12 protein-coding genes are annotated in these 15,207 nt (G+C 68.8%); 7 read left to right on the forward strand and 5 right to left on the reverse strand.

Features of this window, described 5'->3' with window-relative positions; genetic code table 11:
- The first annotated feature begins 35 nt into the window (after positions 1-35).
- From truB to pnp, 3 genes are all read left to right on the forward strand, one after another.
- Positions 36-959 (forward strand): tRNA pseudouridine(55) synthase TruB, encoded by a 924-nt coding sequence (truB, locus tag ACYVAK_RS07565; RefSeq protein WP_461059534.1) that lies wholly within the window; start codon positions 36-38, stop codon positions 957-959.
- Positions 960-1,154: 195 nt separating this feature from the next.
- Positions 1,155-1,415, forward strand: coding sequence for a 30S ribosomal protein S15 (rpsO, locus tag ACYVAK_RS07570; RefSeq protein ID WP_461059536.1), 261 nt, complete (start codon positions 1,155-1,157; stop codon positions 1,413-1,415).
- Between the two features lie 142 nt (positions 1,416-1,557).
- Positions 1,558-3,660: a polyribonucleotide nucleotidyltransferase gene (gene pnp, locus ACYVAK_RS07575; protein ID WP_461059538.1), complete on the forward strand. Its 2,103-nt coding sequence runs from the start codon at positions 1,558-1,560 to the stop codon at positions 3,658-3,660.
- A gap of 80 nt (positions 3,661-3,740) precedes the next feature.
- Here pnp and ACYVAK_RS07580 read toward each other — a convergent pair whose 3' ends face one another.
- Together ACYVAK_RS07580 and ACYVAK_RS07585 are read right to left on the reverse strand one after the other, a co-directional pair.
- A complete protein-coding gene (locus tag ACYVAK_RS07580; protein WP_461059540.1) occupies positions 3,741-5,024 on the reverse strand; it encodes a diguanylate cyclase in 1,284 nt (427 codons plus the stop codon).
- Between the two features lie 100 nt (positions 5,025-5,124).
- A complete protein-coding gene (locus ACYVAK_RS07585) occupies positions 5,125-5,967 on the reverse strand; it encodes a 23S rRNA (adenine(2030)-N(6))-methyltransferase RlmJ (protein ID WP_461059542.1) in 843 nt (280 codons plus the stop codon).
- A gap of 69 nt (positions 5,968-6,036) precedes the next feature.
- Between ACYVAK_RS07585 and ACYVAK_RS07590 the strand changes: the two genes are divergently transcribed.
- Positions 6,037-7,884 (forward strand): DUF885 domain-containing protein, encoded by a 1,848-nt coding sequence (locus tag ACYVAK_RS07590; protein ID WP_461059544.1) that lies wholly within the window; start codon positions 6,037-6,039, stop codon positions 7,882-7,884.
- Entirely contained in the window at positions 7,884-8,480 is a 597-nt protein-coding gene (locus ACYVAK_RS07595; RefSeq protein WP_461059546.1) for a GNAT family N-acetyltransferase, read from the forward strand. Before ACYVAK_RS07590 ends, ACYVAK_RS07595 begins: the two co-directional genes overlap by 1 nt.
- Here ACYVAK_RS07595 and ACYVAK_RS07600 read toward each other — a convergent pair.
- Positions 8,464-9,009 carry a phosphatase PAP2 family protein gene (locus ACYVAK_RS07600; protein WP_461059548.1) on the reverse strand — a complete coding sequence of 182 codons (546 nt, stop codon included), beginning with the start codon at positions 9,007-9,009 and terminating at the stop codon, positions 8,464-8,466. The genes ACYVAK_RS07595 and ACYVAK_RS07600 overlap by 17 nt on opposite strands.
- Positions 9,006-10,163 carry a glycosyltransferase family 4 protein gene (locus tag ACYVAK_RS07605; protein ID WP_461059550.1) on the reverse strand — a complete coding sequence of 386 codons (1,158 nt, stop codon included), beginning with the start codon at positions 10,161-10,163 and terminating at the stop codon, positions 9,006-9,008. The genes ACYVAK_RS07600 and ACYVAK_RS07605 overlap by 4 nt, the downstream gene beginning before the upstream one ends.
- A 169-nt stretch (positions 10,164-10,332) precedes the next feature.
- On the opposite strand from ACYVAK_RS07605, the gene ACYVAK_RS07610 reads away from it, so the two are divergent.
- Positions 10,333-12,567 carry a TonB-dependent receptor gene (locus ACYVAK_RS07610; RefSeq protein ID WP_461059552.1) on the forward strand — a complete coding sequence of 745 codons (2,235 nt, stop codon included), beginning with the start codon at positions 10,333-10,335 and terminating at the stop codon, positions 12,565-12,567.
- Positions 12,567-13,679, forward strand: a complete 1,113-nt coding sequence (locus ACYVAK_RS07615) for an alkaline phosphatase D family protein (RefSeq protein WP_461059554.1) — start codon at positions 12,567-12,569, stop codon at positions 13,677-13,679. The genes ACYVAK_RS07610 and ACYVAK_RS07615 overlap by 1 nt, the downstream gene beginning before the upstream one ends.
- Before the next feature lie 6 nt (positions 13,680-13,685).
- On the opposite strand, the gene ppx is transcribed toward ACYVAK_RS07615, so the two are convergent.
- Entirely contained in the window at positions 13,686-15,206 is a 1,521-nt protein-coding gene (ppx, locus tag ACYVAK_RS07620; protein ID WP_461059556.1) for an exopolyphosphatase, read from the reverse strand.
- Position 15,207 lies beyond the last annotated feature (1 nt).

A 15,207-nucleotide genomic window follows, 5' to 3' on the forward strand; every position in this document is an offset into this window, starting at 1 on the left:
GGCGCCGCGTTGGTCGTTCCTCCCCGATGACTCCCATGCACCGTCTTTCTTTCCGTCCAGTCGATGGCCTGCTCCTGTTGGACAAGCCGTCCGGCCTGAGCTCGAACGCGGCGCTGCAGCGCGTCCGCAAGCATTTCCGCGCTGAGAAGGCCGGCCATACCGGCAGCCTCGATCCTCTGGCGACCGGCCTGCTGCCGATCTGTTTCGGCGAGGCCACCAAAGTCGCCGGACTGCTGCTGGGAGCGCGCAAGGCCTACGAGACCGAGGCGCGCCTTGGCGTGGTCACCGACACTGACGACGCCGATGGCCAGGTGCTGCGCGAGCGGCCGGTCCCGCTGCTCGACGCCCACGCCGTCGAGCGCGTGCTGAAGCGCTACATCGGGCGGATCTCGCAGCGCCCACCGATCTATTCCGCGCTGAAGCAGGGCGGCGAGCCGCTGTACGCCAAGGCCCGACGCGGCGAGATCGTCGAAGTCGCCGAGCGCGAGGTCGACGTGCATGCCCTTGAGCTGCTGTCGATCAACGGCGCATCGCTGCGCCTGCGCATCACCTGCGGCTCCGGCACCTACGTGCGGAGCCTCGTGCGCGACATCGGCGAGGACCTCGGCTGCGGGGCGCACGTGGCGGCCCTGCGCCGCCTGTGGGCCGAGCCGTTCCGCACCCCGGCGATGATCACCCTCGACGAGATCGAAGCCATCGACCGCGCCAGCGAGCCCGGCTTGGCCGCGCTGGACAGCCTGCTGATGCCCGTCGAATCCGCCCTGACCGATTGGCCGCGGTTGAACCTCAACGACGCCGAGGTGCTTAGGCTGGGCCATGGCCAGAGCCTCGCCGGCCTCGATGCGGCGAACGGCCTGATGGCGGCCTTCGCCCCCAGCGGGCGAGCGGTCGGCTTGGTCGAAGGACGCGACGGCGTGGTGCACCCGCAACGCCTGTTCCGCTGGGCCGCGGCGTCCTGAGCCCCGGCTGCTGCCGGCGGGCGAGCTCGGGGCCGAGCCTGAACGCCGGTCCGGCCGATTCGTGAAAACCTTGTTCAGGGCGGCCGCCGGGCGTACAATCCGCGCGCCTCGCCCGAGGCATCCCCATGAAACCGGCGAAGACCGCGGTGCGTCCACGAGTGACGTTCCTGCGCCTTCCGCATCACGAGAACGTCCATGAGCATTGATTCCAGCCAGATCATTTCCCAGTTCGCGCGCGGCGCCAACGACACCGGTTCGCCGGAGGTCCAGGTCGCCCTGCTGTCGGCCCGCATCGAGCAGCTGACCGAGCACTTCAAGGCCCACAAGCAGGACCACCACAGCCGTCGCGGCCTGCTCAAGATGGTGAACACCCGCCGTCGCCTGCTGGCCTACCTGAAGGACAAGGACGTGGAGCGCTACAAGACGCTCATCGAGCGCCTCGGCCTCCGTCGTTAAGTGACACCCCGCGCGGCGCAGAAATGCGCCGCGCTGCTTTTCGGGGTTCGAGAACCCCGCGCCGTGGCAACGCGGCAACCGAGCCAGGGGGCAGGGGCCCCCGGCCGGACTGAAACGAAAGACAACACAGAGAGCAGAACTCGTGGCGAAATTCACCAAGACCTTCCAGTACGGCCAGCACGAAGTGACGCTGGAAACGGGCGAGATCGCCCGCCAGGCCGGTGGCGCCGTCCTCGTCAAGATGGCGGACACCGTCGTCCTCGTGACCGTCGTCGGCAACAAGAACGTCCGTGAGGGCATGGACTTCTTCCCGCTGACCGTCGACTACCAGGAGAAGTTCTACGCCGGTGGCCGCATCCCGGGTGGCTTCTTCAAGCGCGAAGGCCGCCAGACCGAGCGCGAGACGCTCACCTCGCGCCTGATCGACCGTCCGATCCGGCCGCTGTTCCCGGAAGGTTTCCGCCACGAAGTGCAGGTCATCGCGACCGTCGTCTCGCTGAACCCGGAAGTCGAGGGTGACATCCCGGCGATGATCGGCGCCTCGGCCGCGCTGGCCCTGTCGGGCATCCCGTTCGCGGGCCCGATCGGCGCCGCCAAGGTCGGCTACGCCAACGGCCAGTACATCCTCAACCCGACCACCACCCAGCTGAAGACCTCGGAGCTCGAGCTCGTCGTCGCAGGCACGCAGAACGCCGTGCTGATGGTGGAGTCGGAAGCCAAGCTGCTCTCGGAAGAGGTGATGCTCGGCGCCGTCACCTTCGGCCACAACGCCGGCCGCACGGTCATCAAGGCGATCAACGAACTGGTCGCCGAAGCCGGCAAGAAGGATTGGGGCACCTGGACCGCACCGGAGCGCAACGAGGCCCTCGTGGCCGCGCTGAAGGCCGCCGTCGGCACGCGCCTCGCCGACGCCTTCAAGGTCACGGACAAGCTGCAGCGTCGTGACGCCATCGGCGCCCTGAAGAAGGACGTGATGGCCGCCCTCGCGCCGCAGATCGAAGCCAACGGCTGGTCGGCCGGCGAAGCCTCGAAGGAGTTCGGCGAGCTCGAGTACCAGACCATGCGCGAGTCCGTGCTGACCACCAAGGTCCGCATCGACGGCCGTGCGCTGGACACGGTGCGCCCGATCACCGTCCGTGTCGGCGTGCTGCCGCGCGTCCACGGCTCGGCGCTGTTCACCCGCGGCGAGACGCAGGCGCTCGTGGTCGCCACCCTCGGCACCGCGCGCGACGGCCAGATCATCGACGCCGCCGAAGGCGAGTCGAAGGAGCACTTCCTGTTCCACTACAACTTCCCGCCGTACTCGGTCGGCGAAGCCGGCCGCATGATGGGCCCGAAGCGCCGCGAGATCGGCCACGGCCGCCTCGCCAAGCGCGGCGTGCTCGCCGTCATGCCGGACATGGAGAGCTTCCCGTACACGATCCGCGCCGTCTCGGAGATCACCGAGTCGAACGGTTCGTCGTCGATGGCCTCGGTCTGCGGTTCGTCGCTCGCCATGATGGACGCGGGCATCCCACTGAAGGCCCCGGTGGCCGGCATCGCGATGGGCCTGGTGAAGGAAGGCGACAACTTCGTCGTGTTGTCCGACATCCTCGGTGACGAGGACCACCTCGGCGACATGGACTTCAAGGTCGCGGGTTCGAAGGACGGCATCTCCGCCCTCCAGATGGACATCAAGATCGAAGGCATCACCGAGGAGATCATGAAGATCGCCCTCACGCAGGCGAAGGCCGGCCGCCTCCACATCCTCGGCGAGATGGCGAAGGGCCTGACCGCCCCGCGCGCCGAGCTGTCGGAGTACGCCCCGCGCCTGCTGACGATGAAGATCCACCCGGACAAGATCCGCGAAGTGATCGGCAAGGGTGGCTCGACCATCCAGGCCATCACCAAGGAAACCGGCACGCAGATCGACATCCAGGACGACGGCACCATCGTCATCGCCTCGGTCAACGCCGCCGCCGCCCAGGCCGCGAAGGCGCGCATCGAGCAGATCACGTCGGACGTCGAGCCGGGCCGCATCTACGAAGGCAAGGTCGCCAAGATCATGGACTTCGGTGCGTTCGTGACGATCGCCCCGGGCAAGGACGGCCTGGTGCACATCTCGCAGATCTCCGACGAGCGCGTCGAGAAGGTCAGCGACAAGCTGAAGGAAGGCGACGTGGTGAAGGTCAAGGTGCTGGAAGTCGACAAGCAGGGCCGCATCCGCCTGTCGATCAAGGCCGTGGCCGAGGGCGAAGGCGTCTAAGCCTTCGCTTCACTGCCGGGCTGTCACGAAGAAACCCGCCGTAAGGCGGGTTTCTTCGTTTGCGCGTCAGTGGCGATCGCTCAGGCGTCGATCGCGACCATCTCCACGCGGTTCCGCCCGCCGGCCTTCGCGATGTACAGCATGCGGTCGGACTCGCCGAGCAGCGCATGGATATGCGGCTTGCCGTCGTGGCTGAGGCAGACGCCGATGCTGGTGCTCGCCGCGATGCGCCGTCCATCCGGGAGTTCGATGTCGAGGCCAGCGATGCGCTCGCGCAGGCTCTCGAAGTAGGTCCATGCGCTTTCGGCATCGAGCCCTGGGGCGAGGACGACGAACTCCTCGCCGCCGAAACGCGCGACGATGTCCTCGGTCCGGGCATGCTCTGCGACCGCGCGGGCGACGGCCTTCAGTGCGACGTCGCCGCCGTCGTGGCCGTAGGTGTCGTTGATCTTCTTGAAGTGGTCGATATCGAGCGTGGCGACGGCGACCGGTTGTGCTTGCAGTCGGAGGGCGTCCAGCCGCTTGGTCGTCAGGTCGAAGAAATGCCGGCGGTTCGACAGTCCGGTGAGGAAGTCCTTCGTCGCCAGGTCCTGGAGCGTACCGATCAGGTCGAGGTTGTCGACGTTCTGCGAGACGCGGCAGAAGAACTCCTCGCGCGAGAACGGCTTGTGCAGGAAGTCGTTGGCGCCGTTCTTGAGGAAACGCGCCACGAGTTCGCCCTTGTTGGCGCCGCTGACGCCGATGATGGCCAGCCGGTCGCGGTTGTAGCGCTCGCGCAGCTTGGCGGAGAGTTCGACGCCGGTGAGGCCGGGCATCTCGTGGTCGGTGATGACGAGGCGGATGCCTGGATCCTGTTCGATGGCGCCGAGGGCCTGTTCGCCGTCGCCGGCCAACAGCACGCGGAAGCCGTAGGACGACAGCAGCTCCGCCACCATCAGGCGCGCCGACGCAGAATCATCGACGACGAGCGCGGCAATGCGGCGGTTGCGGTCGAGGCGCTGCGCCAGCCAAGCGATGTAGTCGAGGTGGCCGGGTGCGCTCTTGATGACGTAATCGACGACGCTGCGGCCGAGTACGCGGTCGCGCAGGGCCTCGTCGTACTTGCTGGACACCACGACGACGGGCAGGCCGGTGGAGGAGAAGCGGTCGATGATCGCGTCCTCGGCGGCATCCGGCAGCACGAGGCCGCTCAGGATGAGGAAGATATCCGGATGGGCAGCGAGCGCGGCTTCGGCTTCGGTCATCGTGCGGGCAAGCGCAACCGGCAGTCGCAGCCCGCCTTCGATCGCTTCGGCAAGCATGCCGGCGTAGCTCCGCGAGTTTTCGACGACCAGGACGCGTTGGGGAAGCGGGGCGAGACTCATTCGGCCGGATTTCCACACAAGGGAGCGCAGCATCGCGCCCGGCGGCGGCTCCACGCAATAGTGGGGAAGCCCGGTCGGCCCAGGCTGACGGCATTTGACCTCAGGGCGCCTGGCGCAGCCATTCCACGCGGTGCGAAGCATGGTGCTCGCCGAGCATGCGGGCGAGCACCGGCAGGGCCGGAGCCAGGGCGGCGTCGAGCTTCCACGGCGGGTGGAACATCAGCATGCCGCTGCCATTGAGCCGCAGTGGCGAGTCGTCGGGTCGCACCAGCAGTTCCGCGCACAGCAGCCCCCGCGGGGCGAGCACGGTGGCCTGGCGGAAGAAGCCGTGCAGCGCCCGCCGCTGCTTGATGGGGTACCACACGGCCACGCCGCCCGTCGGCCAACGCTCCAGCGCGGTGCCGACGGCCTCGAGGACGCGCGGGTACTCCGCCTCTTGCGCCTCGTACGGCGGGTCGATCAGCACGAGGCCGCGCTTCTCTTTTGGCGGCAGCAGCGCCCGCGTGGCCTCGTAGCCATCGCGGGCGTGTGCCGCGGCGCGCGGGTCGCTGGCGAGGTGGGCCTTGAGCGCCGCAGCCTCCTCCGGGTGCAGTTCGCAGGCCGCGACCCGGTCCTGCGGGCGCAGGGCGGCCAGGGCGATGCGCGGCGATCCCGGGTAGGCGCGAAGCCGGCCATCCGGGTTCCAGCGACCCACGATCTCGCACAAGCGCTGCACGGCGGCAGGCAGCCCGTATTGGCCCCACAGGCGTCCGATGCCGGCCTGGCCCTCGCCCGTGCGCTCCGCGGCTTCGGCATCGAGGGCGTAGTGGCCGCGGCCGCCGTGGGTGTCGAGCAGGAACACCGGGCTGTCCTTGGCGGTGAGCGCATCGAGCCAGGCGAGCAAGGTGACGTGCTTCAGGACATCGGCGTGGTTGCCGGCGTGGAAGGCGTGGCGGTAGTTCATGGCGCGCAGTCTAGCGCTGCGCGCCCGCGGCCCGCGCTAGCATGCGGACTTCCACACGGAGGGGATTCCATGGCCAAGCTGTTCCGCTGGACGTTGCGCGGCGCGCTCCTGCTGCTGCTCGCGGTGACGTTGTTCGTTCTGCACAGCCTCTACTTCAAGCCGGTCAACATCCGCATTTTCTACGAGCGGGTCTTCGCGGAATTCGCGCTCGAGAGCCCGCAGTTGCTGTCGAGCCTCGGGATGCTGCCGCCGTCCATCGATTGGACGGCCGACGAGCTCGATGACTACTCGCTCGCCAAGGGCGACGCGCAGATGGAGAAGCTCAAGAACGACCTCGCGACCCTGCGCAGCTACGACCGCGCGTCACTCGAGGACACCCTGAGCTACGACGTCCTTGAAGCCTTCCTGCAGACGCAGGCCGATGGCGAGCGCTTTCGCTTCCATGACTACCCGCTCAACCAGCTGTTCGGCATCCAGAGCAGCCTGCCGAGCTTCATGGCCGCACAGCACCGCGTGGCGGGCTTGCGCGGCGCCGAGGCCTACGTGGCGCGTTTGCGGGAGATCCCGCGGGTGGCGGCGCAGGTGCGCGAGGGCATGGCCAAGCGCGAGCAGCTCGGCATCATTCCGCCGACCTTCGTGGTCGAGAAGGTGACCGCCGAGATGCAGGCCTTCGTCGCCACCGAGCCGACGCAGAACATCCTGTACACCGCCTTGGCCGACAAGATGACCAAGGCCGACGAAGCCATCGCCGAGGCCGACCAGCAGCGTCTGCTGGCGGACGCGGAAGCGGTGATCCGCGACCAGGTGTATCCGGCCTACCAAGGCTGGATCGACGACTACGTGGCCCTGTTGCCGAAGACCACGGGCAACCACGGGGTGTGGGCCCTGCCCGACGGCGCCGCCTTCTACCAGCACCAGATCCGCGTGCACACCACCACCGACATGACGCCGGAACAGGTGCACGAGCTCGGCCTGCGCGAGGTGGCACGCATCGAGGGCGAGATGGACGCCATCCTGAAGGGCGAAGGCCTGGTGGAGGGCACGATCGGCGAGCGTGTGCGTACGATCGCGGCTCGTCCGGACCAGCTTTACCCGGACACCGACGAAGGACGCGCGCAGATCCTCGCCGACTACCAGGCGATGATCGACACCATCGACGCCGGCCTCGGCCCCTACTTCAACGTGCGCCCGACGCAGCCGGTGAAGGTGGAGCGCATCCCCGAGTTCAAGGAGAAGACCTCGCCGGGCGCCTACTACCAGCCGCCGGCGCTCGACGGCTCGCGGCCGGGCGTGTTCTACGCCAACCTGCGCAGCGTGCAGGAGATCCCGCGCTTCGGCATGCGCACCCTCGCTTACCACGAGGGCATCCCCGGGCATCACTTCCAGCTCGCGATCCAGCAGAAAATCCAGGGCGTGCCGACCTTCCGCAAGCTGCTGCCGTTCACCGCCTACTCGGAAGGTTGGGCGCTGTATTCGGAGAAGCTCGCCTCGGAGATCGGCTTCCAGCCGACGCCGCTCGACGACCTCGGCCGCCTGCAGGCGGAGATGTTCCGCGCCGTGCGCCTCGTGGTCGATTCCGGCCTGCACCACCAGCGTTGGACGCGCGAGCAGGCCATCGACTACATGGTCGAGAAGACCGGCATGCCGCAGACGGACGTCGTCGCGGAAATCGAGCGCTATCTCGTGATGCCGGGCCAAGCGCTCGCCTACAAGGTGGGCATGAACACCATCGTCGAACTGCGCGATGAAGCGAAGCGCGAGTTGGGCGAGGGTTTCAATCTCGCGGCCTTCCACGACGTGGTGCTGACCCATGGCTCGCTGCCGATGACCCTGCTGCAGCAGCAGGTGCGGGCTTGGATCGCGGCGGAGAAGGCGAAGGCGAACGCCGGCGGTGCCGACGTGGCGGTGGCCGGCTGATGGAGGTGCGCGTCGTCCGCGGTGCCGAGGTCGGGCCTTTCCTGCCCGACCTCGCGCGCCTGCGCATCGGCGTGTTCCGCGAATGGCCCTATTTGTACGCCGGCAACGAGGCGTATGAGCGGGCCTATCTCGCGGTGTACGTCCGTTCGCCCGACAGCGTCTTCGTGCTGGCGATGGATGGCGGGCGGATCGTCGGCGCGTCGAGCGGCCTGCCGCTGGCCGACGATGCCGAGGCCTTCCGCACGCCGTTCGAGGCGGCGGGGATCGACATCGCGAGGGTTTTCTACTTCGGGGAATCGGTGTTGCTACCCGAGTACCGCGGCCGCGGGCTCGGCCACGCGTTCTTCGACGCCCGCGAAGCGCACGCGGCGGCATTGGCGCGCTTCGATTGGACGGCCTTCTGTGCCGTCGACCGCGATGCCTCGGATCCGCGCCGTCCGGCGGACTACCGTGGCAACGAGGCGCTGTGGGCCAAGCGGGGCTACGTGCGCCGCGACGACCTGCGCTGCACGCTGGGCTGGCCGGAAGCCGAGGGCGGCCCCGACGTGGCGCACACGCTGACCTTCCGGCTGCGGCCGGTCACCCGAGCAGGCTGACGCCCGGCACCACCCACAGCGCCAGGGCCGCCAACGTGGCCCCGATGCCGGTGGCGGCGAGCACATCGCTCGGGTAGTGCACGCCGAGGAACACGCGGGACACCGCGATACTGGCGGTGAACGGGATCAGCCACACGGCGAACGCAGGGTAGTGGGCCAGTGCCACGAGCGTGAAGCTCACGGCGTGCAGGGTGTGGCCGGACGGGAAACTGAATTCGTCCAGCGGCGCCACCCAGGCCCGCACCGCGGGGTCGCGATGGCAGGGCCGGGCCCGGCGGAAGAAGCCCTTCATGCGCCGGTAGAGGATGGCCGCGATGCCACCCACGACCGCCATGTGCGCGGCGGCATGCAGGCCTGCCTCGCCGCCGAAAACGGCCAGCACGGCCATCATCGCGTACCAGAACACGCCGTCCCCCAGGCGGCTGACGGCCTTGAAGTAGAGCCGGACGGCGCGGTAAGTGCACCAGCCGTTCAGTTGCAGGCACCAGTGGTGTTCGCGTTGGACGAGGGCGGCGCGCGTCAGCATCATGCGGCCTTCTCGAGGGGGTGGGCGAGCTGGGTGAGCAGGTCGGCGAAGTCGCGCGAGACGCGATCCGGCGACAGTCCTTCCACCGCTTCGCGCGCCGCAAGGCCCATGGCGACGCGACGGGCGGACAGGGCGATGTCGAGGAAGCGCGCCAGAAACGCCGCTTCATTGCCGAACGGCACGCTGGCACCGTGCACGCCATCGCGGAGATGTTCGCGCGCCGCGCCGTAGTCGAAAGCCACGGTGGGCAGCGCCGAGGCCATGGCTTCGAGGGTGACGTTGCCGAAGGTCTCCGAGAGGCTCGGAAAGCAGAAGACGTCGGCCGAGGCGAAGTGCGCGGCGAGGGCATCGCCGCGCAAGGTGCCGGCGAAAACGACATCCGGGTATCGCGCCGCGAGGGCCGCACGCTCCGGGCCGTCGCCGACCAGCACCAGCTTCGCGCTGGCCCGCTCTGCCTTGAGGGCTTCGTAGCTTCGCATCAGCAAGGGCAGGTTCTTCTCCGGCGCGAGGCGGCCGACGTGCACGATGGCGAGGTCGTCCGGACCGACGCCCCAGCGCGTGCGGAGGGCTTCGGTGCGGAAGGCTGGGTGGAAGCGTGCGGTGTCCACCGCCCGTCCGAGTCGTCGTGGATGGCGGAAGCCCTGCGCCGTCAGTTGTTCCGCGAGTTCGCGCGTCGGCACCAAGGTGGCGTCGGCGCGGTTGTGGAAGCGGCGCAGCCACGCGAAAACCCATGGTGCGAGGAAACCCGCGCCGTAGCGGCCCACGTAGTCATCGAAACGGGTGTGGAAGCCCGTGGCCACGGGGATCCGCAGCCGCTTCGCCGCGCGCAGGGCCGACCAGCCCAGCGGCCCCTCGGTAGCGATGTAGATCGCGTCCGGACGATCGCGCATCCATCGCGCGGCGAGCTTGCGGCCGGCCGGCAACCCGAAGCGCATGCCGGGATAGCGTGGGATCGGCGCCCCGTCGACGCGCAGCAGTTCGCGGGACTCATCGCTGTTCTCGCCAGGGCGCGCGGGACGGACGAGACCGACGTCGTGCCCGAGCGCCGCCAACCCATCGTGCAACGACTGCACGGTCAGGGCTACGCCGTTGATTTCCGGCGGGTAGGTCTCGGTGACGAGCTCGAAGCGGCGGGCGAGGGCGGCGGTCGTGTCCATGCCGCGAGCCTGAAGGGCATGAGCGGCAGGGCGGTGACATCGTGATGACGTTGTCGTGACGCGGCTTCATCGCCGAGATGTCATGTGAATTCAACGGTCCGGTCACGCAGTTCCGCCAGTGTCCGCGCCCAATCCTCCGACCGGAGGTTGGCCCCCAATGGAGTTCCGGATGTCGTCGATCACCCCCTGCCGTCGCCCTCGCCACCTGCTGGCCCTTGCAGTCGCCGCCGCGCTCGCCCCCGTGGCGGCTTCCGCCAGTCCCGAGGTGCGCGACGAGGCTGCCGTTCTTGATGCCGTCAACGTCGTCGGCACCGGTGAGACCCGGCAGGTGCAGGCGTTGGGCCGCGAGGAGATCGCGCGTCAGCCCGCAGGCAGCAGCGCGCTCAAGCTGCTCGGCAAACTTCCCGGCGTGCACTTCACCTCGGCCGACCCGTGGGGCAACTACGAGTGGTCAGCGAGGTTGAACATCCGCGGCTTCAACCAGAACCAGCTGGGCTTCACGCTCGACGGGATCCCGCTGGGCGACATGAGCTACGGCAACCACAACGGCCTGCACATCAGCCGCGCGCTGATCGCCGAGAACCTCGGTTTCGCCGAAGTCTCGCAGGGCAGCGGTGCGCTGGATACCGCGTCGTCGTCCAACCTGGGCGGCACGGTGCGCTTCGCCTCGCGCGGCCCGCAGGCCGAGCGCGGCGCCACCCTCGCCCAGACCGTCGGCAGCGACGACACGCTGCGCACCTTCGCGCGCTACGACACCGGCGACCTCGACGGCTTCTCGGCCTTCCTCTCGGGCGCCAAGCACGATGCCGAGAAGTGGAAGGGCTACGGTGCGCAGGATTCGCGCCAGGTCAACGCGCAGGCCCGCTACGCCAGCGACGCGTGGACCCTCGGCGCGCTCGTCAACACGTCGCGCCGCAACGAGACCGATTACGCGGATCTGTCGCTGGAGTCGGCGCGCCGCCTCGGCATGGACTGGGACAACTACGCGCGCGATTGGACGCGCGCCATCCGCGCCGGCTTCGGCCAGTTCTCGGGCGCCGTGAACAGCCTCGATGATGCCTACTACCTCGGCCGCGGCCTGCGGGACGACAACCTCTACGCGTTGAACACCGACTTCGCCATCGGCGACGGCGGCAGCTTCACGGCGCAGGTCTATCGACACACCAACGAGGGCCAGGGCCACTGGGTGACGCCGTACTCGCCCAGCTCGGCCACCCTGCCGCTGAGCCTGCGCACCACGGAGTACACGATCGACCGCGGTGGCCTGACCGCCGGCTTCGAACTGCCGTTTGGCGTGCACACGCTGAGCTTCGGCCTGTGGCACGAGGACAGCGACCACAACCTGCAGCGCAACTTCTACTTCCTCAACGCCGACGCCCCGCCGAACCGCGGCTATTTCCTCCGCAGTCCGGACGTACGCGTGTTCGAGCAGGATTTCGACAGCCGAACGCAGGTCTGGTACCTCAACGACCGCATCGCGCTGATGGAGGGCCGCTTCACGATCGATGCCGGTTTCAAGGCGCTGGACGCCAAGATCGAAGCGGTGAATCGTCGCGGCACGCGTGCGCAGGGCCGCATCGAAGCCAAGGACAGCTTCCTGCCCCAGTTGGGCCTGCGCTTCGAAGTGGCGCCGGGCTTCGAGCTCTTCGGCTCGTATGCGGAGAACATGGCGGCCTTCCGCGCGGGCGTGAACGGCCCGTTCTCGGCCAGCCAGTCGGGGTTCGACGCCATCCGCAACACCCTGCGCCCGGAGACCTCGACCACGTTCGAAGGCGGCCTGCGCTACGGCAACGAGGGCTTCCAGAGCTCGCTCACCCTGTACCGCGTGGATTTCGAGGACCGCCTGCTGACCATCTCCCAGTGCGCCGGCATCGTCGGTTGCCCCAGCGTGCTGGCCAACGTCGGTGACGTCGAGACCTCCGGTGCCGAAGCGGCGATCGACTGGCGCCTCGGTGGCGGCTTCTCGCTGTTCGGCTCGCTGTCGTGGAATTCGTCGGAGTACGCCTCGAACTACCTCGACGGCACGACCCTCGTGCCGACCGACGGCAAGACCGTGGTCGACACGCCGGAAATGCTCGCCAACGTCGAGCTCCGTTACGCGGCGGACGCCCTCGAAGCTCGCATCGGCATGAAGTACACCGACGAACGCTTCATCACCTACACGAACGACTCGCGCGTGCCGGACTACTGGGTCACCGATGCCTCGGTGTCGTACCGCTTCGGCGACCTCGGCTTCGCCAAGGACCTCAAGGCCACGCTCAACGTCACCAACCTGTTCGACGAGGACTACTTCGCCAGCGTCGGCACCAATGGGTTCGTGGCCCGCGACCCGCAGGGCCTGAACTACACGCTGGTGACCGGCGCCCCGCGCCAGGTGTTCCTGACCCTCGAGGCCTCGTTCTGATGCGGCGCCTGCCGTCGGTGGCCCTGCGCCACCTCGGCCTGGCGCTTGTGCTTTGCCTTCCTCCGGCGGCCTTCGCGGCCCCGGAGGCGGGCGACAACAGCGCGCCCGCCCCGACCCGCATCGCCTTCGGCTCCTGCGCCGAACAGCACAAGCCGCAGCCGATCTGGGCGGCGATCGACGCGGCCAATCCTGATCTGTTCCTGTTCCTCGGCGACAACGTCTACGGCGACACGCGGGACCGTCGCGAGCTCGAAGCCGCCTACGCGGCATTGGGCGCCCAGCCGGGCTTCCGGCGCTTGCGCGCGTCTACGCCGGTGATGGCGACGTGGGACGACCACGACTACGGCGAGAATGACGCGGGGGCCGAGTATCCGATGAAGGACGCTTCGCGCGAGCTGTTCTTCGACTTCTGGGGCGAGCCGGTGGATTCGCCTCGGCGCTCGCACGAGGGTGTCTATACCAGCGCGATCTTTGGACCTCCGGGGCAGCGCGTGCAGGTGATCCTGCTCGACCTGCGCTGGAACCGCACGCCGATCGCGCGCAACACGGCGTTCCCGGACGATGCGGCGCACGCGCGCTGGGGGCGACGCGAGGCGAGGGCAGGGCGCCCGGTGCCCGGGCCCTACGCGCGCGACCCGTCGCCCGAGGCGACCATGCTCGGCGAGGCGCAGTGGCGTTGGTTGGAAGCCCAGCTTCGCGAGCCGGCTGAGGTCCGCCTGATCGGGTCCAGCCTGCAGGTGTTGGCCGACTTCCCGGGTTGGGAGGCGTGGGTGAACTACCCGCGCGACCAGGCGCGATTGTTCCAGCTGATCCGCGACACGCGCGCCGAGGGGGTCGTGTTCCTCTCGGGCGACACGCACTACGGCGAGCTCACGCGCCTCGATGCGAACGTGCCTTATCCGATGCTCGACCTGACCTCGAGCGGGCTGACCGAGGAATGGCACGTGCCGGTGCCCAATGCGTTGCGCGTTGGCGACGCCCACCACCGGGCGAACTTCGGGCTCGTGGAGATCGACTGGGCGCGCCGCGAGCTTCGGCTCGGCCTGCGCGATGCCGAAGGCAAAGTGCTGATCGACGAGCGCGTGCGGCTGTCGTCGCTCCGCGGCCGCTGATCGCGGTCAGCCGCCGTCGAGCTCCAGCCGAAGGCCGATATCGCGGAGGTGTTCGCGCTCCGTGTCGAGGTCGGCGCGGGTCAGGGGATGTGCGTCAAGCCAGCGTTTCGAGAGCTTGAGCTGCAGTTCACCGCTGCCCACGCGCAGGCGCAGGCCGGGGATCTTCCCGGCCTCGTGGGCACGGTGCAGCAGCACCGCCAGGCGCAGCAGCATCGCGCAGCGCTGGGCCGCGGGGGCGAGGCGGTCGGGCAGTCCCTCGAAGCTGGTGAGCTTCAGCGCGCGGCGCTGGTTGCGTACGAGGGTGGCGAGGAACTGCTGTTCGGTCTTGGAGAAACCGGCGATGTCGGAATTCTCGAGGATGTAGGCGCCGTGCACGTGGTACTGGCTGTGGGCGATGGCGAGCCCAAGCTCATGCAGGCGCGCGGCCCAGGCCAGCATCTGGCGATCCGGCGCCTCGAGGCCCCAGTCGCTCTCGACCTCGTCGAACAGCGCCAGCGCCGTCGCTTCCACGCGATCCGCCTGCACGCTATCGATGGCGTAGCGGGTCATCAGTGCCGCGACCGACTCTTCGCGCGGGTCGGCCTTGCCGCCGCGCCCGACCATGTCGTGGAGCACACCCTCGCGCATGGCCGCTTCGCTGACGTGCAGCTTGCGGATGTCGAGCGCTTCGAAGGCCGTGGCCAGCACCAGCACGCCGCCGGCGATCACCGGCTGGCGCTCCGCGCTGAGGCCGGGAAGCTTCAGCGTCTCGAGGGTGTCGAAGGCGAGCACGCGGTCGGTCAGGCCGGCCAGCGCCGTGTCGGTGATCAGACCGCCCTTCGACAGCTTGAGCGCCTCGCAGATCTCGCCGATCGCCTTGATGGTGCCGGAGGAGCCGAAGGTCTCCTTCCAGCCGAGCTGGCGGTAGAGCGCCGCGAACTGCTGGAATTCCGCGGCCATCTCGATCTGGGCTTCCTTCCAGCGTTTTCGGCTGAGCTTGCCGTTGCCGAAGAAGCGCTTCGTGGTCGCGACGCAGCCCATCTGCAGGCTTTCGCGTTCGATGGGCGCCATGCCATCGCCGATGATGAACTCGGTGGAACCGCCGCCGATGTCGATCACGAGGCGTCGCGACTTGCCCGGCGGGTGCCCGTGCGCGACGCCGAGGTACACGAGCCGTGCCTCCTCGCGACCGGCGACCACCTCGATGCCGTGGCCGAGCGCGGTTTCCGCGGGCAACAGGAAGCTCTGCGGGTTGCGCATCTGCCGCACGGTGTTCGTCGCGATGGCGCGCACCTGCGCCGGTGGCACGCTCCGGAGCTTCTGGCCGAAGCGGGCGAGGCAGTCGAGGGCGCGGGCCACGACGTCGGGGCGCAGGCCGCCGTTGACGTCGAGGCCTTCCGCAAGGCGCACCGTCTCCTTGATGCGATCGACGATGCGCAGCTGGCCCAGCGTGTAGCGGGCGACGACAAGGTGGAAGCTGTTGGAGCCGAGGTCGACCGCCGCGAGGAGGTCGCCGTCCTGCAGGCTGCGGCGCGGGCTGTTCGGCATG

Source organism: Silanimonas algicola (assembly GCF_054777375.1).

Coding starts and splice junctions, on each gene's coding strand:
- ppx (WP_461059556.1), bottom strand. CDS start 15,206: ATGCCGAACAGCCCGCGCCGCAGCCTGCAGGACGGCGACCTCCTCGCG.
- ACYVAK_RS07610 (WP_461059552.1), top strand. CDS start 10,333: ATGTCGTCGATCACCCCCTGCCGTCGCCCTCGCCACCTGCTGGCCCTT.
- ACYVAK_RS07595 (WP_461059546.1), top strand. CDS start 7,884: ATGGAGGTGCGCGTCGTCCGCGGTGCCGAGGTCGGGCCTTTCCTGCCC.
- truB (WP_461059534.1), top strand. CDS start 36: ATGCACCGTCTTTCTTTCCGTCCAGTCGATGGCCTGCTCCTGTTGGAC.
- ACYVAK_RS07600 (WP_461059548.1), bottom strand. CDS start 9,009: ATGATGCTGACGCGCGCCGCCCTCGTCCAACGCGAACACCACTGGTGC.
- ACYVAK_RS07605 (WP_461059550.1), bottom strand. CDS start 10,163: ATGGACACGACCGCCGCCCTCGCCCGCCGCTTCGAGCTCGTCACCGAG.
- ACYVAK_RS07615 (WP_461059554.1), top strand. CDS start 12,567: ATGCGGCGCCTGCCGTCGGTGGCCCTGCGCCACCTCGGCCTGGCGCTT.
- ACYVAK_RS07580 (WP_461059540.1), bottom strand. CDS start 5,024: ATGAGTCTCGCCCCGCTTCCCCAACGCGTCCTGGTCGTCGAAAACTCG.
- ACYVAK_RS07590 (WP_461059544.1), top strand. CDS start 6,037: ATGGCCAAGCTGTTCCGCTGGACGTTGCGCGGCGCGCTCCTGCTGCTG.
- rpsO (WP_461059536.1), top strand. CDS start 1,155: ATGAGCATTGATTCCAGCCAGATCATTTCCCAGTTCGCGCGCGGCGCC.
- ACYVAK_RS07585 (WP_461059542.1), bottom strand. CDS start 5,967: ATGAACTACCGCCACGCCTTCCACGCCGGCAACCACGCCGATGTCCTG.